The following is a 21,958-nucleotide window of genomic DNA, read 5'->3' as shown; positions in this document are numbered from 1 at the left end:
TGCTCGCCGCCCGTCACGCGTTGGCTTCGGCGGGCTCCGGCTCACGCCCGATCAGGCGATTGAAGCTGACGGGGACATCCGACACTTTAACACGCTCGAGCAACCATTCCACCACCCGATCTTCCAACACCATGGCCTCCAGCTCCGCGAGACGCTGCGAATCCTGCCGATACCAGCGGATGAACTGCTCGGGGTCTTCGTACTGTTCGGCCATCTCCCGCAGCATGCGGTCCATCTCGGCCGTACTGGCGCGCAGTTGCTGCTGCCGGGCGATCTCCGAAAGAACGAGCCCCAGGATCACACGCCGGCGGGCCAAGGCCTCGCCTTCGCTGTCCAGCTCCTCTACCTTCCGTTCCTGTTTCAGGCGCTCCTGTTCCTGGGCCAGCAGTTGCTTGGGCAGCTCTGGCTGGTTGGCCTCCACCAGCAGATCGAGTAACTGGGCCTTGACCTGCACCCGGCTGATGCGCTGTGCCTCCCGTTCGAGGTTCTCCCGCACTTCCTGGCGCAGGGTGGCGACATCGCCGTCCTCGATACCCAGGGCACGGGCAAACTCGGCATCCAGTTCCGGTAAGCGCGGCTCCGCCACTTCCTTGACCTTCAGCTGAAATTCCGCCTTCTGACCGGCCAGCTCGGCATTGGGGTAATCTGCCGGGAAGGTCACTTCTACCTGCTTCTCGTCCCCGGCCCGCATTCCCTCCAGCGCTGTCTCGATTTCCGGCAGCAGTCGGCCACTGCCGAGCACCACGGCGTAATCGCTGACATCGCCACCGGGGAGCACCTCGCCGTCCTGCCGACCGGTAAAATCCACCGTCACGCGATCGCCACTTTGCGCTGCCCGCTCCACCGCGACGAAGTCACGCCGCTGCTGTCGCATGATGTCCAGAGTCGCATCCACATCGCTGTCGAGGATCTCCGCGGTCTTGCGCGTCACCACCGCCTCGGGCACGGCCGGGGTGAAGTCGGGGTACACTTCGACGGTGGCGGTGAAGACCAGATCCTGGCCGCGCCCACCCTGGTCCACTTGCACCTCAGGGCGTGCCACCGGGCGCAGGGCATGTTGCTGCAGGGCCTCGACATAATACTGGTTGATCAGATGATCGAAGGCCTCCATGAGGGCCTCCGAGCCGAACTGCCGCTCGATGACGGCAGGCGGTACCTTGCCGGGGCGGAAGCCCGGCAGGCGAGCGTTGCGCGCCTTTTGTCGCAAACGCTGGGTGACCTCGGCATCGACTTCAGCGGCGGGGACGGTGATCTGGATCTGACGCTCCAGGGGGGCCCCTTCCGGGGTGCGCAGGGTCATATGCTCATCCTTTTTTTGCATTCGGTTCAAACCTTGATATGGATCTTAACAGAGGAAAGGATCGGTCCAGCTCAACGCAAGGCGCGGCTACCGGGCTTTACCGCCGGTGTACCGGCGACGCAGAGGGGGCAATCCTCCGGGCGCCAGGTCTGCACCGGCAGGCGCACCAAGGGAAAATAGGGTATACCGTCAAAGTCCGCAATCCCAGCAGGACTGCGGTCGATGATGGCCGATACCGCCAGCACCCGACCGCCGGCGGCGGTGACAGCGTCGATGCATTCGCGGGTGGAACCGCCGGTGGTGGTGATGTCCTCGACCACCAGGACCGGCTCACCGGGCTCGAGTGCAAAACCCCGACGCAGCCGCATCTGGCCGTTTTCGCGCTCCGTGAACAGACTGCGACGCCCAAGACTGCGGGCACACTCGTAGGATACCAGCACCGCGCCCATGGCGGGACCCACGACGACCTGCAGTTGGCCGCGAATGGCATCGGGAATTCCCGCCACCATGGCGTCGGCCAGGCGCGCGCCGTGAGCAGGGTGCTGCAAAACCCGCGCCGATTGCAAGTAGGTGTCGCTGTGAAGGCCGGACGAGAGGAGGAAATGCCCGTGGAGCAGGGCACCGTCCTCCTCGTAGAGCGCCAGTACGGCATCGGCGGCCGGAACATCGTGGCTCATGAGGATTCCTCGCTGAAGTGGACTGTGGAAGAAGCGTCGCTGCTGGCTAGGGCACCATCGATTTCCGCGAGCACTGCCGCCAGGGCCTGCGCCGGATCGCTCGCCGCCGTGATGGGTCTGCCCACCACCAGGTAGTCAGCGCCGGCGGACAGGGCCTGTGCCGGTGTCATGATCCGCTTCTGATCGTCGCCCGCGGCCTGTGCCGGGCGTATCCCCGGCGTCACCCGCAGCAGCCCTGGCTGCAACCTTTTGAGCCGTGCCGCTTCGCGGGCGGAACAGACCACGCCATCCAGGCCTGCCTTGGCGGTCAGGGCGGCGAGTCGTTCCACCTGCGCCTCCACACCGTCCCGGCAGCCCAGCTCGGCCAGGGCTGCGTCGTCCAGACTGGTAAGGACGGTCACAGCGATGAGTCGGGGTCGCTGTGGACCCGCCGCCGCTTCCACGCCCTCGCGCGCGGCACACAGCATGGCGAGGCCGCCGCCGGCATGGACATTGAGCATCCATACCCCCAGACGGGTGGCGGCGGCGCAGGCCTTGCCGACGGTCTGCGGTATGTCGTGGAACTTGAGGTCCAGAAAGACCTGAAAGCCTCGGTCTTGAAGCGCCTCTACCAGAGCCGGTCCGGCACTGGTGAACAACTCCTTGCCGACTTTGACGCGACAACGCCGGGGGTCGAGCTGCGCCGCGAGATCCAGAGCCTCGCGGGCGCTGGCGCAATCCAGAGCAACGATGAGGGGTGTCATGTCCATAGGGCTCCGCCCGTAAAGGTGCCCCAGCTTCGGCAGCTGGGGCACCGCCAATGGTGTTCACTGGTACGATAACCACACTGTGCGCACTGGAACTGTGGATTGGGCATGGGCAGGGCGCCAATGACCTCGACCATCTGCGGCAGCAGGTCTGGCGCCGGTGTTTCCAGACGCAGCAACAACTGCAGAACCGGTAGCGCCTTGCGTTGACTCAGGGCGCGGTGCAGATAGGCACGCGCCGCGTCCACGCCCTCCACCTCCACCAGCGCCTGCGCGACGCGGAAGACGGTCAGGGTATCGTCACAGCGCTCCAGCAGATGCGCCCGCCAGACACGACAGGCGGGCTGGTCCTGACAGCGCTTCAGCGCCTCGAGAAAGGGCTGCACCACCAGCAGCAGCACCGGGTAGGCGCCGCTCTCCAACAGTGTCGCCCAGATCCCCGCTGCCCGCTCCCAGGCACCCTGTGCGAAAGCCAGGCGGCCCTCGATGAGGGCCGTGCGCGGACCGTCCGGATCTGCCTGTCGGGCCTCGGCCAGATACCGCTCCGCCGCCGTCACATCACCGCGAGCGATGGATGCCTCGGCCATCTCACCGTAGATCAGGGCGATGACCGCCTTTTGTCCTCCTTGTCCCAGCGTTTCGAGGCGTCGACGTACCGCCACCGCCTGAGGCCAATCAGCGCCCAGCTCATAAAGCTCGGCCAGCGCCAAGAGCCCGTCCACATAGCGGTCGTCGCGATGCAGCAACTCCTTCAGTATGCTCTCGGCGCGGTTGAGAATGCCGGACTTGAGATAGTCTCGGGCAATCTCCAGAAGCACCTCTTGCCGCAGCGAAAGACTGAGCCCAGGCTGCTCGAGTAAGTACTGGTGCACCCGCAGGGCCCGCTCCAGTTCTCCCCTGCGACGAAACAGGCGGCCGAGGGCCATGAGGATGTCCGAGCTCTCCGGGTGCTGGCGCAACGCCTCCAGAAAGGCCTCCACCGCCTCATCGCTACGATCGCTGAGGAGATGATTGAGGCCCTGGACGTAGACTTCGGGAACCAGCCGCCCGCGTCGCGGCGCTCTGAAATAGGCAAAAGCCAACCCGAGACCCACGCCCAGCACCCCGGCCGACAGGACGAGCCACCAGGACGCGGTCACGACAGCGTCGCTCAGAACCGGGACTCAGCCCTGCACATCAGCACGGGCATAGTCCACCTGCTCTCGCAATTCCTTGCCCGGCTTGAAATGGGGCACGCGCTTTTCCGGGACCCAGACCGGCTCTCCCGTCTTGGGATTGCGCCCCTGTTTTTCGGGACGGATGTGCAGGGAAAAGCTGCCGAAACCACGAATCTCGATGCGCTCATTCTCGCGCAGGGCATCGCTCAGGTAGTCGAGCATGTGGCGCGTCGCCAGTTCGATGTCACGGATACTGACGTGAGGATACTGGGCACTCATGAGCTTGATCAGTTCCGATTTTGTCATGATTATGAACTCTCTTCTGAACGGCAACCCCGCCCACGCGCCGACGTGCTGGCGGCGCGGGGCAGAGAGTGCGGCGTGGGATCAGCTTTCTTCTTCCTGCTTGCGCTTGAGCTGTTCCTTGATCAGATCTCCGAGGCTGGTCGTTCCGGTGGCCGCGCTGCGAGCGTACTGCTGATTCAGCGCCGAGTTGTCCTCATGGCCACCGCCGCCGTGGCCGCCGCTCTCGCGCACGGTCTGGGCCTTGGTGCTCAGGGTCAGGGTACGGTTCTTGCGGTCGATGCTGGCAATGGCCACATCGATGCGGTCTCCCACCTCAGGTGCATTGCCGCGCGCAAATTCCCGTGCCGGCAGGAAGCCTTCCACACCCTCCGCGACCTTGATGACCGCACCTTTACCGTCCACGGAGACGACCTCTCCCTCGGTCAGGCTGCCCTTGTCGTTGGCGACCACGAACTGGATGAAGGGATCGGTTTCCATCTGCTTGATGCCCAGGGAGATACGCTCGCGCTCGGGGTCGATGCTGAGCACCACGGCCTCCAGGTCGTCGCCCTTCTTGAAGTCCCGAACCGCCTCTTCGCCGGGGCGATCCCAGGACAGATCGGACAGGTGAATGAGACCATCGATGCCACCCTCGAGGCCGATGAACACGCCGAAGTCGGTGATGCTCTTGATCTGCCCGGATACCCGGTCGCCCTTCTGATAATTCTGGGCAAACTCTTCCCAGGGGTTCGGCAGACATTGCTTGATGCCCAAAGAGATGCGACGACGCTCTTCGTCGATGTCGAGAACCATGACCTCCACTTCCTGCCCCAGGTGCAAGGCCTTGGCCGGATTGAGATTCTTGTTGGTCCAGTCGATCTCGGAAACGTGCACGAGACCTTCGACTCCCTCTTCGATCTCGACGAAGGCACCGTAGTCCGTGATGTTGGTGACCTTACCGAAGATCCGCGTGCCCTCGGGGTAACGGCGGGAGATGTCCTGCCAGGGATCCTCGCCCAGCTGCTTCATGCCCAGGGAGATACGGCCGCGCTCGCGATCGAACTTGAGCACCATGACGCGCACCTCGTCGCCCGCACTGACGACTTCGCTGGGATGCTTGACACGGCGCCAGCCCATATCGGTGATGTGCAGCAGCCCGTCGATACCACCCAGGTCGATGAAGGCGCCGTAATCCGTGAGATTCTTAACCACACCCTCAAGGATGGCTCCTTCCTGAATGCTCTCCAGCAGCGCTCCACGCTCGGCGCTCTGCTCCTGCTCCACCACTGCGCGACGAGACACCACGACGTTGTTGCGCTTGCGATCGAGCTTGATGATCTTCATCTCGAGATCCTTGCCCTCGAGATAGGCCACATCGCGCACGGGGCGCACGTCCACCAGCGAACCCGGCAGGAAGGCGCGTACGCCATCGATGCTGACGGTGAACCCGCCCTTGACCTTGCCGGTGAGGAAACCGTGCACCACGGCGCCCTCTTCAAAGGCCTTCTCCAGTTCTTCCCAGGTCTTGGCGCGACGCGCCTTCTCCCGGGACAGCTTGGTCTCGCCCATGCCGTCTTCGACGGACTCCAGGCACACCTCCACCCGGTCGCCCACCTTCACCTCGAGTTCGCCTTCGCTGTTGCGGAACTGCTCCGCGGGCACCGGGCCTTCGGACTTGAGACCTACGTCGATGATGACGAAATCGTTGTCGACGCGGGTGACGACACCCGTGAGGAGATCTCCGGGCTTGATACCCTGGGTGCTCTGACTCTCTTCAAACAACTCGGCAAAACTGGGTTCGGACAGGACTTCTGCTTGTGGGGTGGTCATAAAATTCGATAGGCCTCATGTGCCGGGGCAGCTTCCGCTGCCCCACGGACTGCTCATATGCCAGCGGACTGGCGGACGAAAATCTCCCCGAAGGCGTCAACCACCCAACCTTCAAGGACCCGAAAACTTTCTGCAACACTCAGCTGGCTGGTGTCCAGGACCCGTGCATCCGTGGCCGCCACCAAAGGGGCGACACTGCGCTCACGATCCCGACGATCCCGCTCGGCGATCTCTGCTGCGATGGTCGCCAGATTAGCACTACTTCCCTGTTCCATCAACTGTTTTAGCCGCCTCGCGGCGCGTACCTCGACACTGGCGGTGAGAAAAACCTTGAGTCCCGCATCGGGGAACACCACCGTACCCATGTCGCGACCATCCGCCACCAGACCCGGGGGCTGGCGAAAATCCCGCTGCCGCTGCAACAGTGCAGCGCGCAGAGGTGCCAATGCCGCGATGCGCGAGGCCCACTGCCCCACGTCCGAGCTGCGGATGGCGATATCGATGCGTTCGTCGCCGAGCCAGATCTGGGTTTCATCGCCCGCCTCGACAAAGCGCAAGGGCAGATCCCGAGCGAGGGCCACCAAGCCCTGGACATCCTCCAGATCTACCTGCGCCCGTGCCGCGGCCAGAGCCGTCGCGCGGTAGATGGCGCCGCTGTCCAGGAGGTGCCAGCCCAGTCGGCGTGCCAGGTGGCGACCAAGGGTACCCTTGCCGACGCCTCCCGGCCCGTCCAGGGTAATGACCGGCACCGATGCCGTCACGAGGACTGTACCTCGAGATCGAGGCCGGCGGCGCGGGCCAGTTCCGGAAAATTCGGGAAAGACGTGGCGACGTTGGCGCAATCGCGGATGTGGATGGGTCCGCGGGCGATGAGCCCGGCCATGGCAAAGGCCATGGCGATGCGATGGTCACCGTGGCTGTCCACCTCGCCGGCGCCCAAGGCACCGCCGTGGATGATGGCGCCGTCGGCGAGTTCTTCCACCACGATTCCCAGGCTGCGCAGACCGGCGGCCATGACGGCGATGCGATCGCTCTCCTTGACCCGGAGTTCTTCGGCCCCGCGGATGCGGGTCACGCCATCGGCGGCAGCGGCGGCGATGAAAATGGCCGGAAACTCATCGATGGCCAGAGGTACCAGACGGGCGGGGATGTCGATTCCGCGCAAAGGTGCGTGACGCACGCGCAGGTCGGCAACCGGCTCCCCGCCCACCTCACGCAGACGCAGGAGATCGATACGCGCTCCCATCCGCGTGAGGATCTCGACGATGCCGGTGCGGGTGGGGTTGATACCTACCCCTTCCAGCAAGAGATCGGATTTCGCTGCGATACTGGCACCCAGCAGGAAGAAGGCCGCGGAGGAAATATCCCCGGGCACCCGCAGGCTCTGTCCCCGCAGATGCGCGCCCGGGCTCAGGCAGCGCTGCGCACCATCCACGCGCAGCGACTGGCCGAAGCCCTGGAGCATGCGTTCGCTATGGTCGCGGGTAGGCGCCGGTTCGCGCACGCAGGTGTCGCCGGTAGCGTAGAGACCCGCAAGCAGGACCGCCGACTTGACCTGGGCGCTGGCCACGGGCAGATCGTAGTGGATACCACGCAGGGGACGGCCGTGGATGTGAAGGGGCGCGCGCCCGTCCTGAGCGTGGATCTCGGCACCCATCTGCGCCAGCGGCGTAAGCACCCGCCCCATGGGTCGCCGCCGCAGGCTGTCATCGCCGGTCAGGGTCGAGTCGAAGCTCTGCCCCGCCAACAAACCCGTGAGTAGTCGCATGGCCGTACCGGAGTTGCCGCAGTCGATGGTGTCGGCGGGGGCCCGCAGGCCGTGCAGACCGACCCCCTCGATGCGCAGATGCCCCTGTCGGGGTCCATCGATGCGGACCCCCATGCTGCGGAACGCGGCGATGGTGGCCAGAACGTCCGCGCCCTCGAGCAATCCATCGGCTTCGGTCACACCCTCGGCTATGGCGCCCAGCATGACGACGCGGTGGGAAATCGATTTGTCGCCGGGGACGGTGATCTGGCCGCGCAGGCAGCCACCGGCATTGACCTTATAGTCCATAAATCTCACGTACGAGGTGGAAAATGAAATTGTTGCCGACGGCTTCGCGCTCTGGCAAGGACCTCTTCCAGGGCTGGCGCGCGCGCCTCGGCCAGTGCCGCGTCGAGATCATCCAGGGTGTGGCGCAAGGCCTGCAGGCGCCGCCGTACGGCTTCCCGGTTGTGCAGGAGGATGTCGGTCCAGAGCGCGGGGTCGCTCTCGGCGATTCGGCTGAAATCCCTCAGGCCACTGCCGCCCAGGTCACGCAGGGCGTCGCTGTCACCCAGGCTGGCCATGAAGGCATAAGCCAGCAGGTGCGGCAGGTGGCTAGTGGCCGCCAGAGCATCGTCGTGCTCCGCCGGCGACATCGTCCGCACTCGGCAACCAAGGCCTTCCCAGAACGGTACCAAGCCCAGCGCCCGCTCGTCGGCGCCCGCTGCACCCGGCGTGAGCAGGACCAGAGCTTCGGCATAAAGGTCTCCCGTGGCCGCCGCAAAACCGTGGCGTTCGCCGCCTACCAAGGGGTGCGCGCTGAGATAGCGCCTGCCCAGCAACGCGGCGCCGGTGGCGACGATTTCGCCCTTGACGCTGGCCAGATCCGTCACCACCGTCGTCGCCGGAATCCACTCCCGCAGGCGTCGGAACATCTCGGGGAGTGCCGCCGGCGGCGTCGCCAGTACCACGAGATCCACCGTGGCCCAGGGCAGCTGCGCCGGATCATCGCTGCAGCGATCGAATACCGGCGCCGTTCCATCCGCCGCCGGGTACCTTGCCGCAGCGGCAAGACCTAGATCCTCCGGACTGCCGCCGGCCCCCAGCAGCACACCGACATAGCCGCTCCGGCGCAAGGCCAAGGCCAGGCTTCCGCCCATGAGGCCAAGGCCGAGGACGGCGACGGTACGAAACGGCCACGAGGTGGAAATGGTGTGCTCCCGACCCTACAGCGTGCGCCCGATGGCCTCGGCTACCCGTCGCAGTTCCCCCATCAGCTGCGTCAACTGCTCGGGACTCAGTGCCTGATCGGCATCGCACCAAGCCTCCTCGGGACAGGGGTGGGACTCGATGAGCAGACCATCGGCACCGGCGGCAATGGCCGCCTTGGCCAGCGGTGCCACCAGCGCCGCCTTGCCGCCCGCGTGGCTGGGATCGACGATGACGGGCAGGTGGGTCTCCTTTTTGAGCACCGGGATGGCGGTGACATCCAGCACATTGCGGTACTGGGTCTCAAAGGTACGGATGCCGCGCTCGGCAAAGATGATCCGGTGGTTGCCGTGGGCGGCGATGTACTCCGCCGCCATCAGCCATTCCTTGATGGTGGCGCTCATGCCCCGCTTGAGGATGACGGGCACGTTCAGGCGTCCCACCTCTTTGAGCAGATCGAAGTTCTGCATGTTGCGGGTGCCGATCTGGATGACATCCACCTTCTTTTCCAAAAAGACGTCGATCTTGCGGACGTCCATGAGCTCGGTGACGATGGGCAGGTCGTAGGCATCGGCCGCCTCGCGGAAAAAGTCCAGACCTTCATCGCCGACGCCTTGGAAGGTATAGGGACTGGTGCGCGGCTTGAAGGCACCGCCGCGCATGAGGCGGCAGCCCGCCGCCCGCACCGCCTCCGCCGCCTTGCGCATCTGTTCGGCCGTCTCCACCGAGCAGGGACCGGCGATGACCTGGATCTCGGGCCCACCGAAGGGAATGCCTCGCACCTCGACGATACTGTCGGTCTTTTTGAATTCTCGGCTGACCAGTTTATAGGGTTTCAAGATGGGCATGACCTGTTCTACCGCGGGCAAGGACTCGAGGACGCCGTCGCTGACCAGGCGCTCGTCACCGATAAGGCCCACCACGGTGCGCTCGGCCCCCTGACTGACCATGGGGGTGAGACCCAGCTCACGGATCCGACCCAGCAGCTGCTCCAACTGCGCCGCCGTGGCATCGGGTTTGACAATGACGATCATGACGAAAGCACCTCGCCCAAGCTCTGCAAGAAGCGTTGATTTTCCTCTGGCGTGCCGACACTGACCCGAAGGTATTCGGACAGACCATAGGGCTCGAGGGGACGGACGATGACACCGCGCCGCAGCAGGGCTTCGTAGACCTGCCGCCCGCCCCCGGGCGCAAAAAAGGTGATAAAGTTGCCTGCCGCCGGCAGGGTTGTCAATCCCAGGGCGAGCAGCCCACGCTGCAGCTGCTGCAGACCGAGGCGGTTGTTGTCCCGAGTGGCCGCGAGGTGGGTCTGGTCGCCCAGGGCAGCCAGCGCAGCCACCTGCGCCAGGGTATTGACGTTGAAGGGCTGACGCATGCGTTCCAGAAGCGCGATGAGCCCCGCCCGCGCGACACCATAGCCGCAGCGCAGACCCGCCAGACCGTAGGCCTTGGAGAAGGTGCGCAGCACTACCACGTTCTCGAAGCGCGACAGAAAGGCCAGGGCATCGGGATATTGCGGATCTTCCATGAGTTCCGCGTAGGCCTCGTCGATGACCACCAGGGCGTGAGCCGGCACGCTGGCCAGGAACCGTTCCAGCTCCGCCGCTCGCCACCAGGTGCCCGTGGGATTGTTGGGGTTGGCGATGAAGATGAGACGGGTGTGGCCGTTGATGAGGCCGGCCATGGCGTCGAGATCGTGGGCAAAGGCCTGTGCCGGAGCCTCCCGCACCGTCGCTCCGACGGATCGCGCCGCAATACCGTAAGCGGCAAAGGCGTACTGGGACAGGATGACCTCACGCCCCGGACCGGCAAAGGCACGGCACAGGAGCTCGATGATCTGGTCCGACCCGTTGCCAAAGATCAGCTGCCGGGGATCCAGCTGGAGAGCTTCCGCCAAGGCCTGTCGTAGCTGCGGGACTGCGCCTTCGGGATAGAGGGCGAGTGTCGGCAGGGCCTCGCTGATAGCGGCCAGGGCCTTGGGGCTTGGCCCCAGGGGATTCTCGTTGGAAGCAAGCTTGATGGCCCCGCGAATACCCAGCTCGCGTTCCAGCTCGGCCAGGGGCTTGCCGGGTTGGTAGGGACGTAGCTGCGCCAGGGCCGGCACGGCCCATTCCAGATAAGGATTGTCCTGCATCAGAACACCGCCCGGGGATAGCTCCCCAAACACCGATAGAAAGACGCCTGGGCCTCGATACGCTGGAGGACTGCGGCCACCCGCGGTTCCAGACGATGGCCGAGGAAGTCGAGGTAGAAGACGTATTCCCAGATATTGGCGCGGGCCGGCCGCGATTCGATACGCGTCAGGTTGAGCTCGGCCTCGGCAAAGGGCGACAGCAGGTGGTGCAGACTGCCGGCCCGATGCGCACCCGCCACCACGAGACTGGTCTTGTCGGCGCCCGTCGGGCGGGTGCTGATGCCGCCGATGACCCAGAACCGGGTGGTGTTGTCCGGCTGATCCTCGATGCCGGGCACCAGGATGTCCACTCCCGCCAGTTCCGCTGCCCGCTGTGTGGAGATGGCCGCACTTTCCGGATCGACGGCGGCACGTCGGGCCGCCTCGGCATTGCTGGGGGCGTCGCAGAGCTCCACCTGCGGCAGGTGTTCCGCCAGCCACAGACGACACTGGGCCCGCGTCTGGTAGTGGACGTGGACTCGGCGGATGGCGCTGCGCGGACCGCGCCCGACCAGATTATGGACGATGCGTAGTTGCACCTCGCCACAGATCTGCAGCGGGTGATCGAGCATGAGATCGAGACTGAGGTTGACGGAGCCTTCGGTGCTGTTTTCCACCGGCACCACGCCAAAAGGTACCTGTCCACCATCCACCTCGCGAAAGATCTCGGCAATGCTGGTGACGGGATGAAATTGCGCGGAGCGACCGAAATGCTTTTCTGCCGCCATCTGCGAGAAGGTACCCTCGGGGCCGAGGTAGGCCACCCTCAGCGGCTCCTCCAGCGCCAGACCTGCCGAGATGATCTCCCGAAATATCCGGGCCACCTGCTGGTCGCTGAAAGGACCGGGGTTGTCCGCCATGACGCGGTGCAGGATCTCGGCCTCCCGATCCGGATGATAGTATTGGGTGGTCCCGGCGGCGTGCTTGCGCTTTCCGACTTCCGCCGTCAGCCGTCCGCGCTCTCCCAGAAGCTTCAGGATCTCCGAGTCGACCCGATCGATCTCGGCGCGTAGCGATGCAAGCTCTGCGGGGAGGCTGGGAAGGCCTTCAGCCATGGCGGGCAGCGAAATCGCGCAGGAAGGCCACCAGCGCCTCCACCCCCTCCAGGGGCATGGCGTTGTAGATGGAGGCGCGCATGCCCCCCAGCAGGCGATGGCCCTTGAGCTGCAGCAGCCCGGCAGCCTGGGACTCCTCCAGAAAGCGGGCATCCAGGGCACTGTCGTGCAGAAAGAAAGGCACATTCATGCGCGAGCGATTGCGCGGCGTCACGGTATTGCGGTAATAGCCGCCGGAGTCGTCGATGGCCCTGTAGAGGAGCTCTGCCTTGGTCCGGTTGATCTTTTCCATGGCCGACAGACCGCCCAGATCCTTGAGCCACTGGAATACCAGACCGGCAACGTAAATGGCGAAGGTAGCCGGAGTGTTATACATGGAGTGCTCGCGGGCGTGCACGGCATAATCCAGCATGGTGGGGGTGCGGGAGTCGGCCCGCCCCAGCAGATCCTCACGCACGATGACCAAGGTAAGGCCCGCCGGCCCGATGTTCTTCTGGGCGCCGGCGTAGATGAGACCGAAACGTTCCACCGGCAGCGGCCGCGACAGTAGGTGCGAGGAGGCATCGCTCACCAAGGGCACCTCCCCCAGCTCCGGGATAAAGTCGAACTCGATACCGTCGATGGTCTCGTTACCGGCTATGTGCAGATAGGCGCAGTCCTCGGGTAACTGCCACTCCTTCTGCGGCGGCACCTCGCGCGCGCCCTCGGCATTGCTGGCGGCAATGGCCACCTCGCCAAACCGCCGCGCCTCCTGACTGGCCTTGCGCGACCACACACCCGTCTCGACGTAGGCCGCTGTCCGGCCCGCCAGCAGATTGAGGGGGACCATGGCAAACTGGAGACTGGCTCCGCCCTGCAGAAAGAGCACCCGATAGTGGTCGGGGATGGCCAGCAGGTCCCGCAGATCCTGCTCCGCCTGTTGGATGATGCCTTGATATTCCTTGCCACGATGGCTCATTTCCAGCACCGACATACCGCTGCCGTGCCAATCGCGAAATTCTTCCTGCACCCGCGCCATGACCGGCGCCGGCAGGAGCGCCGGTCCCGCGCCAAAATTGTAGATCGTCCGACTCATTCGGTCTCCAGGTCAAAATCGCACTGACCCGCATCTTCCTGAGCATCGGCAATGAGGGCGAGACCCGCCAACTGCTCGTCTGCGGCCAGATGGATGAGGCGTACCCCCTGCGCATTGCGTCCGGTGCGGCGGATCCCCTGCACGGCAATGCGGATGAGGGTGCCGCTGTTGGATACCAGCATGAGTTCGTCCGACTCCGTGACGGCCAGTGCACCCACCACCGGACCGTTGCGGGCATTGGTCTGAATGGCGATGACGCCTTTGCCGCCGCGGTTGGTACGGCGGTACTCCTCGACATTGGTCAGCTTGCCGTAGCCACGGGCGGTAGCGGTGAGGATGACCTGACGGGGATCGACGATCTGCGCCGATATGACGCGATCGTCGGCATCCAGGGAGATTCCACGCACCCCGCGCGCCGTCCGCCCCATGGGTCGGACCTTGTCTTCGGGGAAGCGCACGGCCATACCTTTGCGCGTGAAGAGCATGAACTCGCGCTGACCATCGGACAGACAGACGGCCACCAGACGGTCGCCTGGGTCCAGGTTGATGGCATTGATTCCCTGACTGCGGGGACGGGAATACTCCATGAGCGGCGTCTTCTTGACCACGCCGTGGGCGGTGACCATGCAGACGAACTGGCCCTCCTGGAACTCCCGCACCGGCAGCACGGTGGTGATGCCTTCGCTGGGGGCCAAGGACAACAGATTGACGATGGGCTTGCCCCGCGCACTACGGCCGCTTTGCGGAAGCTGGTAGACCTTCTGCCAGAAAACCTTGCCAAGATTGCTGAAGAACAGCACCGTGGCGTGGGTAGAGGCGCAGAACATCCGCTCAACGAAATCCTCTTCCTTGGTGGTCGTGGCCACCTTGCCCCGCCCGCCCCGCCGCTGCGCGTTGAAGGTGGTGACGGGCTGGGCCTTGATGTAGCCAGCGTGCGTGAAGGTCACCACCATGTTCTCTTCGGCGATGAGGTCCTCGGTGGCGATGGCACCGGTGTCGGCGATGATCTCGCTGCGGCGCGCATCCCCGTACTGGTCGCGGATAGCCACGAGCTCGGCCCGGATCACGGCCATGAGCCGGGCATCGGAGCCCAGAATCTCCAGAAGCTCGCGGATCCGCTCCAGCAAGCCCAGATATTCCTCGCGGATCTTGTCCTGCTCCAGCCCCGTCAGGCGGTGCAGACGCAGATCGAGGATGGCCTGGGCCTGGGCCTCGGACAGGTGATAGCCGTCCGCCTGCAGCCCCGCCGAGGGCTCACCGCGCTCGGCCAGCAATGCGGCCACCAGACCCGGCTCCCACACCCGTGCAAGCATCTGCGCCTTGGCTTCGGCGGGACTGGCGGCGGCCCGGATGAGGGCGATAAGGGGGTCGAGATTGACCAGGGCCACGGCCAGACCTTCCAGGATGTGGGCACGGTCCCTGGCCTTTTTGAGTTCAAAGATACTGCGCCGGGTCACCACCTCCCGCCGATGGCGCAAGAAGGCCTTCAGGGCGTCGCGCAGGCCCAGGGTCTGAGGCGCGCCGTCCAACAGGGCGACCATGTTGATGTTGAAGACGCTCTGCAAGGCGGTGTGCTGATAGAGGTTGTTGAGCACCACCTCGGCGTTGGCATCGCGCTTGAGTTCGATGGCGATACGCATGCCGGACTTATCCGACTCGTCGCGCAGGTCGCTGATACCCTCCAGGCGCTTTTCCTTGACCATCTCGGCGATGCGCTCGATGAGCTTGGCCTTGTTGACCTGATAGGGCAGCTCGCTGACGGCAATGGTCTGCCGCCCGCTTTTGGCATCGGTCTCGATCTCCGCCCGCGCCCGCATGACCACGCGCCCGCGCCCACTACGGTAGGCCTCGATGGCTCCTTCGTTACCCAGAAGGATCCCCGCCGTGGGGAAGTCCGGCGCCGGCACCAGCCGGAACAGCTCGCTATCGGGCAGATCGTCGTCGTCCACCAGGGCAATGCAGGCGCTCAGGACTTCGCTGAGATTGTGGGGCGGGATATTGGTGGCCATACCCACGGCAATACCCGCCGAACCGTTGATGAGCAGGTTGGGTATGCGCGCCGGCAGCACCTGCGGCTCCACTTCCTTCTCGTCGTAGTTGGGGCCAAAATCCACGGTCTCGCGCTCGATATCGGCGAGCATCTCGTGGGCGATGCGGGACATGCGCACTTCGGTGTAACGCATGGCCGCCGGGCTGTCACCATCCACGGAGCCGAAGTTGCCCTGGCCGTCGATGAGGGGATAACGCATGGAAAAGTCCTGGGCCATGCGCACGATGGTGTCGTAGACCGCTACATCACCGTGGGGGTGATACTTGCCGATCACATCGCCCACCACACGGGCGGACTTCTTGTAGGGCTTGTTCCAATCGTTGCCCATCTCGTGCATGGCGTAGAGCACCCGCCGGTGCACAGGCTTCAGACCATCCCGGGCGTCCGGCAGAGCCCGACCGACGATGACGCTCATGGCGTAATCGAGGTAGGACTGGCGCATTTCCTTTTCGAGACTGACGGGGATGGTTTCTTTGGCGAAGTCCACCATGGACGCTGCTTATCCTTCTACACAGAGCATCCCGACATTATGCCATGTTCGCCTTTGGGGCGCGACTGCTCCCCTCCGTCGAACCGCAGGCTTCGCGAGAGCGGGCTTCAGTCGTCCTTGGCGGAGATCCGCCGTTCCTGCACCGGGTAGGGGGCCGTGCCCTTGACTGCGTACCAGATCATCCGGTTCATGAGCTCGTCCTGGTCGGGGTCGTCGATGCGCGCTGCCATAGCCAGGGCCTTGGCATAGAGCTCCCGGCCCAAAGGATCGCGGTAGGGAGCACGACCCGCCAGGGGTGCGACGGGATTCATGGTATCCAGAGCGAGGGTGGCGGGACGCAGCTGATAAGGCCGCAGATCGGCACGGTCGCCAAAGAGCTCCATCATGGGTCGCGCCGCCAGATCCATGAGATTCATGGGCGCAATCCCCAGGATCTGTTCCATGGTGCGCAACATGTCCAGTTGGCTGTAGAAATGGTGCTCGACCCGCCCCAGCCGTGAATACGGACTGATGACGTAGCCAAGGCTGCGAAAGGGCGAGAGGTGATCCCAGCCATCCTGGGCATCGTCCTCGGTCACGAAAATCACCGTATCGGACCAGAAACGCGAGCGCGACAAGGCCTCGACGATGCGCCCCAGAGCCAGGTCATTGTCCGCCATCATCGCCTGCGGTTGCGGAAAGTAGGGCTTCATGCCGGCGGTGTGATCGTTGGGGAGCGCGACGATGAGCAGATTCGGCATCTGACCTTGGGCCTCGAAGCGGGCGAGATCCTGGAGCAAGAGATCGGCACGAAACTGATCGGAAAAGCGATAATCCTCGCCGGGATAGAGCGGATGGCCATGCTGCAGTACGGCAGGGATAGTGCCCTCGACGCCCAATGCTTCCGGCAGGCGGCCCTCCTCTCGCAACTGCCAGAGGTCGAGCCAGGTGAGATGCTTCTGCGCCATCACCGGCAGAGTCGCCTCACCGTAGATTCGCACCGACAGACCACGCGCCAGTGCCGCGTCCCACAGGTACCCCGTCTTGGGCGGCACCAGCGCGTCGAGGATGGTGTGGGGATAGCCGCGGAACCAGGCACGTACATTGCGCTGGACGTAATCGCTGAGGAAGGCCGTGGTGGCCCAGGGGTGCCCCTCGGCGGAACTCTTGGCCGGCAGAAAGTATTGGTCCAGCAGCGCAAACTCTTCGGCCAGAGCGTGGTGGTTGGGAGTTATGCTGCGCCCAAACACCGTCAGCTGCGGGTCTCCCTGCCCCTGGGACAGATCGCCCAGCACCTGATCGTAGGTGCGATTTTCCTTGATGATGTAGACCACGTGGTGAAAGACCGATGGCTCGCCCAGCCGCTCCGGAATGGGCCGAGGCTTTACTCCCGGACGCGGCAGCTGCTGCAGGGCTGCGGCATGGCTGCGGGCGGCGCTTAGGAAACGGTCGGCCGTCACCTGCTGGGTCCAACGGAGCAGCTGAGCAGAGCTTGGCGGCCAAGGCACGACCGAGAGTACATTCTGTTGACGGTGGGCATTGTAGCTGCCGTCGGTACCGAAACCCTCAAGCTCGCCGGGGCGTGGATAATCGCTGCGAAAGGCCTTGTCGAAGCCGCTGGGCACGGTGGCGTAGGGGCCGAAGCCTTCCAGGTTGGTTACCCAAAGCGACCGTCCTGCATCCGCCCAGGCGAGGCCTGTGGGGTACTCGCCCACGGGGACGTAACCCTCCACCCGACTACGGGGGACAGCACCGCTCCCACCGCTGTCCCGGCCCAGACGAACCCAGGCCAGGGCATTGAGCCGCCCCAGTGCCACCAGGACATGTTCGCCATCAGGACTGGCCAGGATGGCCGTGGGTACCACGCCGTAGGCCGTCCCGGGCAGACCCATCGGAATGCGCTCGACGACCTCCAGGCGCTGGGTATCGATGACCGAGACCGTGTCACTGCCGGCATCGGCCACGTAGACGAAGGGACGCTCCGGATGCTGGGTGAGGCCGATGGGTGAGAGCCCCACCTGCAAACGCTTCAGGCTCTGCCCGTCGGCACCCAGAACCTCCACGAAACCCTCCCGCGCCACGTCGGTGGTCCCGTCCACGCGTACCGACTCCTGCAGTTTGAGAGCGTAATCGTTCCAGCCGCCAAAGCCGGCCGAGCGCAGATCCTTGGGCGGTAGCCCCGCCCACTCGGTCACGAAGATCCTGCCATCCTTTTCCGTGAGGCTGCTGGGCCAGCGCCCTTCCCGCAGAGGCAGTCGCTGGATTCGACCCGATTCGGGGTCGATCCGGGCGATGGCGGTCTGACCATTGAGGGCCACCAGCAGGTGACGTCCATCGGCCGCCGGGGTCAGGGCGGTAGGCAAGGCGGGGCGATCGCGCTCCGGCGCAAACACGGCCACAAAGCGTGGCAGCGGCAAGTGCCAGCGTCCTTGGGCGTCACGCTCGGGGCGAAAGCCTAGAATCGCGCCATCGCTGGGCGTCTTGAACTTGCGGTCGGTCTGCGACACCGGCACATAGAATTCTCGGCCGTCAGCACTCCAGGCGACACCACCGTAGGTCCCCAGACCCTGCACATCCGTGGCGAAGGCGTAGCTCGCAAGCATCTCACGACTCGCCACATCGAAAAGGGCGACATCGAAGCGCCCAAGTATCGCCACTCGCTTGCCATCGGGCGAGAGAGCGAGGTCGATGGCGTGATTCTCCAGGGCCTTGTCACCCCAGATCAAAGCTTCACCGGCAGGACGGACTACCTGCCCCGTGGGCAGACGCTGGCCAAGTGGCTGCGCCGAGACCGCGGCTGCTGTCGCCGCCAGGGGCTGGGCATAGGCCATGGGACCGGGCTGCTCCGGACCTTTTGGTGCGCCCGTGTGCGCACAACCCGCCACGGCCGAAGCGAGCAGCACTACCCCGAGCAATCTACGTCCCACGCCCATATCCACGCTCCCTACACATCCGGATTCTTTATGGGCTCAATATACGGCGTCTATGAGTTCTGGCCAAGTGCTCCTCGAGCGCCACGGGGCCAGACGCCGTCGCGGAGCGGATCCGGAATCACTTGCCCAGGGCGGCGAGGCCCTCGAGAAAGGGCGGGCGAACCACACCCTTCTCGGTGATGATAGCGGCGATGAGCGCCGCCGGCGTGACATCAAAGGCAGGATTGCGCACGGAGACACCGGCGGGGGTCATTTCCCGTCCGCCGCACTGGCGTACTTCCGCAGCGGGCCGTTCCTCGATGACGATACTGCTGCCATCGCTCATGGCAAAATCCACCGTCGACAAGGGCGCCGCCACAAAGAAGGGAATCTGATGGTGACGGGCCAGCACCGCCAGCGTATAGGTACCAATCTTGTTGGCCGTGTCGCCATTGGCGGCGATGCGGTCGGCGCCGACGATCACTGCCTGGATCTCGCCCCGGGCCATGAGGTGTCCCGCCGCGCCGTCGACATTCACAGAAAAGGGAATGCCGTCTTTTTGCAGTTCCCAGGCGGTGAGTCGGGCGCCCTGGAGCCATGGGCGGGTCTCATCGGCATAGATGCGCCAATTGCGGCCCGCAGCGATGCCGGCGCGGATCACCCCCAAGGCGGTGCCGAAGCCGCCGGTGGCCAGACTGCCGGTGTTGCAGTGGGTGAGGATACCGCCCTCCGGCGGCAGAACCTCGGCTCCCAGGGCGCCCATGCGCTGATTGTCGCGGATATCTTGCGCCAGGAGATCGAGGGCCCAGTGCAGCAGCTGCTCGCCGGCGGTAGTGGCATCGTCGCAGAGTCCGGCGTTGTGCAGCTGCTGCTCTACGGCCCAGCCCAGATTCACCGCCGTCGGCCGCGCCCGGCGCAGCAAATCGGCGCTGCGATTCAGGGACTCGCGCCAGTCGACCTTACCCGCGACCCGCCGCGCCGCCAGGGCCATGCCAAAGGCCGCGGTGATGCCGATGGCCGGTGCACCACGCACGACCATGTCGGCAATGGCCGTCGCCACCGCCTCCGGCTCCTCCAGGCGCAGATAGCACTCCTCAGCGGGTAGACGACGCTGATCCAGGAGCTCCAGGGCTTCATTTTGCCAGCGTATGGGACGGATCTGGTCGGCGGGGGACATGGCTTTCTCCGGTGGACATGGGCTTGCAGGCAATATACGGAAGGCCCCACAAACTGTAAAATGTACGCAATACAACCATTACAGGAACAACCATGGCCCACCCCATCCCCCCTTTACGACTCAAGAAGAACGAGGACCGGCGGCTGCGGATCGGCCACCCCTGGATCTACAGCAATGAGGTGGATGTCGGCCGCACACCCCTTTCCGGTCTCACCCCGGGCAGTGTCTGTCGGGTCGAGGATCATCGTGGCCAGCCCCTGGGACTCGCCCACGTCAATCCCCACGCCCTCCTCTGCGCCCGCCTCCTGACGCGCAATCCTGAGGAAGCCATCGATCTCGCCTTCTACGCACGCCGCTTGCGGGATGCCCTGGAGCTGCGCGCGGCCATGTTCGACGCACCCTTCTACCGCCTGGTCCACGGCGAAGGAGACGGCTTGCCGGGTCTCGTGGTAGATCGCTATGGCGATCATCTGGTGATGCAGACGGGCAGTGCGGGCATGGAGCAGGACCTGGCCCTGATCGTTGCCGCTCTCACGGAACTGCTGCAACCGCGCGGAATCCTCCTCAAGGGCAGCGGTGTGGCCCGCAGCGTCGAGGGCCTGCCGGAACGCATCGAGGTGCTCGCCGGTGTGGTCCCGGAGCATCTGGAGGTCTTCGAAAACGGTTGCAGCTTCGTCCTCGACCCCAGACAGGGACAAAAGACCGGCTGGTTCTACGATCACCGTAGCAACCGTCAGCGACTCATGCAGTTTGCCCCAGGGCGGCGGGTGCTGGACCTGTTCAGCTACCTGGGCGGATTCGCCCTGCCCCTGGCACGTGCAGGGGCCGTCGAGGTGCTGGCGGTGGATCGCTCCGCGCCGGCCCTGGCCCTGCTGGACCAAAATGCACGCCGCAATGGGCTGAGCCAGATTCGCAGTCAGGAGGGCGAGGCGCTGGAGAGCTTGCGTGTGCTGCGAGATCGCGGCGAGTCCTTCGACCTCATCGTCCTCGACCCGCCAGCCCTCATCAAATCGCGCAAGGATGTGCGGGAGGGCACCGCTGCCTACGCGCGCCTCAACGATCTAGCCCTGCGCCTGCTGCGTCCGGGCGGGCTGCTCTTTACCGCCTCCTGCTCCTATCATCTGAGCCGCGACGCCCTGCTCCAGGCCATCGCCCGCGGCGCGGCGCGCGGCAGCTACCGAGTCTTGGCCGAGGCCGGACAGGATCTGGATCACCCCTACCCGCCCGCCGTCCCTGAGGCACGCTATCTCAAGGCCTTTCTGCTCCGACGCGCACAAAGCGAGGAAGGCGAGGAAGACAAGGCCATGGGGGCCTGAAACTCGGGTGAATCGTCCACAAGCGATACCACGAACGCGACAAGAGCTACACGGCAGGACGGACTTGGGGATCGCTAAGAAGTGAAACGGGATGGACATTGGCGGAGAGGGTGGGATTCGAACCCACGGTACCCTTTTGGAGTACACAGCATTTCCAGTGCTGCACCTTCGGCCGCTCGGTCACCTCTCCATGGCCGGCGAGTGTATCCCAGCACGCCCTGGCTGGCAATGGCGCCAAACCGGCGCAAAATCCAGTCTTCGCCGGCCAGGCTCGCGGCTCTATGAGCGCCGACGATGGGCGCCGCGCCAAGCACGGCTCCACCGTCACCCACGCGCTACTCGTCCTCGCCAGCGCGATACGCCGCTACCGGCGCACCATGGCTCGCGGCCAGATGATGGATATAGGCCATGACCCGCTCGTAGGAAGCTTTGCCCTTGCTGGCGATCCATTCCTGTTTCATCTGTTCCGGTCCAGGTACCTTGAGAAGTGTGGTGGGACTGTAACGGACATCCTTTGCTAAGGGCGGTAAATGCGCCTCGAGCGCATCCTCATGCTCGCGGAACCATTGACCGCTCAGAGAGTGGCCCGTCATACCCACCTCTCGGCGCAGCAATTTGACGTTCGTGCACTTGCCCCGGTTGAAAGCTACGGGAATCTGGATGGGGATCGGTTTGGGCGTGGGCGCAAAGTTCGGATGGTCCGTCCAGATCCCGTGGAAGATGCTTGCGTTCTGATCCCACTGCGACATCGGCGGCAGATCAAAGATCGCCTCGGTG

Annotated in this window: 17 protein-coding genes, 1 tRNA gene and 1 pseudogene; 1 reads left to right on the top strand and 18 read right to left on the bottom strand. The window is 64.8% G+C overall.

The window, feature by feature from the left end; all coding sequences use genetic code 11:
• Window positions 1-13: 13 nt before the first annotated feature.
• From tig to mtnA, 16 genes are all read right to left on the bottom strand, one after another.
• Entirely contained in the window at window positions 14-1,300 is a 1,287-nt protein-coding gene (tig, locus tag Q0C23_RS03430) for a trigger factor (RefSeq protein ID WP_291510983.1), read from the bottom strand.
• A gap of 71 nt (window positions 1,301-1,371) precedes the next feature.
• A complete protein-coding gene (pyrE, locus tag Q0C23_RS03425) occupies window positions 1,372-1,977 on the bottom strand; it encodes an orotate phosphoribosyltransferase (RefSeq protein WP_291510982.1) in 606 nt (201 codons plus the stop codon).
• Window positions 1,974-2,720 (bottom strand): orotidine-5'-phosphate decarboxylase, encoded by a 747-nt coding sequence (gene pyrF / locus Q0C23_RS03420; RefSeq protein ID WP_291510995.1) that lies wholly within the window; start codon window positions 2,718-2,720, stop codon window positions 1,974-1,976. Before pyrF ends, pyrE begins: the two co-directional genes overlap by 4 nt.
• Window positions 2,717-3,862, bottom strand: coding sequence for a tetratricopeptide repeat protein (locus Q0C23_RS03415; protein ID WP_291510981.1), 1,146 nt, complete (start codon window positions 3,860-3,862; stop codon window positions 2,717-2,719). Before Q0C23_RS03415 ends, pyrF begins: the two co-directional genes overlap by 4 nt.
• A gap of 24 nt (window positions 3,863-3,886) precedes the next feature.
• Window positions 3,887-4,186: an integration host factor subunit beta gene (locus Q0C23_RS03410; protein ID WP_291510980.1), complete on the bottom strand. Its 300-nt coding sequence runs from the start codon at window positions 4,184-4,186 to the stop codon at window positions 3,887-3,889.
• A gap of 81 nt (window positions 4,187-4,267) precedes the next feature.
• A complete protein-coding gene (rpsA, locus tag Q0C23_RS03405; protein ID WP_291510979.1) occupies window positions 4,268-5,995 on the bottom strand; it encodes a 30S ribosomal protein S1 in 1,728 nt (575 codons plus the stop codon).
• Window positions 5,996-6,048: 53 nt separating this feature from the next.
• Complete coding sequence (gene cmk / locus Q0C23_RS03400; protein WP_291510978.1) at window positions 6,049-6,756, bottom strand: (d)CMP kinase; 708 nt, start codon at window positions 6,754-6,756, stop codon at window positions 6,049-6,051.
• Window positions 6,753-8,051 carry a 3-phosphoshikimate 1-carboxyvinyltransferase gene (gene aroA, locus Q0C23_RS03395; RefSeq protein WP_291510977.1) on the bottom strand — a complete coding sequence of 433 codons (1,299 nt, stop codon included), beginning with the start codon at window positions 8,049-8,051 and terminating at the stop codon, window positions 6,753-6,755. Before aroA ends, cmk begins: the two co-directional genes overlap by 4 nt.
• Window positions 8,052-8,056: 5 nt before the next feature.
• Window positions 8,057-8,884, bottom strand: coding sequence for a prephenate dehydrogenase/arogenate dehydrogenase family protein (locus tag Q0C23_RS03390; RefSeq protein WP_291510976.1), 828 nt, complete (start codon window positions 8,882-8,884; stop codon window positions 8,057-8,059).
• An 84-nt stretch (window positions 8,885-8,968) separates the two neighbouring features.
• Window positions 8,969-9,985 carry a 3-deoxy-7-phosphoheptulonate synthase gene (gene aroF / locus Q0C23_RS03385; protein WP_291510975.1) on the bottom strand — a complete coding sequence of 339 codons (1,017 nt, stop codon included), beginning with the start codon at window positions 9,983-9,985 and terminating at the stop codon, window positions 8,969-8,971.
• Window positions 9,982-11,088: a histidinol-phosphate transaminase gene (gene hisC, locus Q0C23_RS03380; protein WP_291510974.1), complete on the bottom strand. Its 1,107-nt coding sequence runs from the start codon at window positions 11,086-11,088 to the stop codon at window positions 9,982-9,984. Before hisC ends, aroF begins: the two co-directional genes overlap by 4 nt.
• The gene (gene pheA, locus Q0C23_RS03375; protein WP_291510973.1) at window positions 11,088-12,182 is read right to left on the bottom strand and encodes a prephenate dehydratase; all 1,095 of its coding nucleotides are present in this window, start codon (window positions 12,180-12,182) and stop codon (window positions 11,088-11,090) included. Before pheA ends, hisC begins: the two co-directional genes overlap by 1 nt.
• Complete coding sequence (gene serC / locus Q0C23_RS03370) at window positions 12,175-13,257, bottom strand: 3-phosphoserine/phosphohydroxythreonine transaminase (RefSeq protein ID WP_291510972.1); 1,083 nt, start codon at window positions 13,255-13,257, stop codon at window positions 12,175-12,177. Before serC ends, pheA begins: the two co-directional genes overlap by 8 nt.
• Complete coding sequence (gene gyrA / locus Q0C23_RS03365) at window positions 13,254-15,797, bottom strand: DNA gyrase subunit A (RefSeq protein ID WP_291510971.1); 2,544 nt, start codon at window positions 15,795-15,797, stop codon at window positions 13,254-13,256. Before gyrA ends, serC begins: the two co-directional genes overlap by 4 nt.
• 107 nt (window positions 15,798-15,904) lie before the next feature.
• Complete coding sequence (locus tag Q0C23_RS03360; protein WP_291510970.1) at window positions 15,905-18,709, bottom strand: bifunctional YncE family protein/alkaline phosphatase family protein; 2,805 nt, start codon at window positions 18,707-18,709, stop codon at window positions 15,905-15,907.
• 118 nt (window positions 18,710-18,827) lie between these two features.
• Window positions 18,828-19,865: an S-methyl-5-thioribose-1-phosphate isomerase gene (mtnA, locus tag Q0C23_RS03355; RefSeq protein WP_291510969.1), complete on the bottom strand. Its 1,038-nt coding sequence runs from the start codon at window positions 19,863-19,865 to the stop codon at window positions 18,828-18,830.
• Window positions 19,866-19,957: 92 nt separating this feature from the next.
• Between mtnA and Q0C23_RS03350 the strand changes: the two genes are divergently transcribed.
• Window positions 19,958-21,181, top strand: a complete 1,224-nt coding sequence (locus tag Q0C23_RS03350; protein ID WP_291510968.1) for a class I SAM-dependent rRNA methyltransferase — start codon at window positions 19,958-19,960, stop codon at window positions 21,179-21,181.
• 99 nt (window positions 21,182-21,280) lie between these two features.
• On the opposite strand, the gene Q0C23_RS03345 is transcribed toward Q0C23_RS03350, so the two are convergent.
• Window positions 21,281-21,371: transfer RNA gene (locus Q0C23_RS03345), tRNA-Ser, on the bottom strand.
• Between the two features lie 145 nt (window positions 21,372-21,516).
• Window positions 21,517-21,958 (bottom strand): annotated as a pseudogene (locus Q0C23_RS03340) (quinoprotein amine dehydrogenase, beta chain-like protein); the annotation flags it as partial.

The organism is Acidithiobacillus sp., from assembly GCF_023256195.1.
Lineage (GTDB): Bacteria > Pseudomonadota > Gammaproteobacteria > Acidithiobacillales > Acidithiobacillaceae > Acidithiobacillus_A.
Note: the sequence above shows the minus strand (reverse complement) of the source record. Positions and strands in the feature narration are given on the sequence as shown.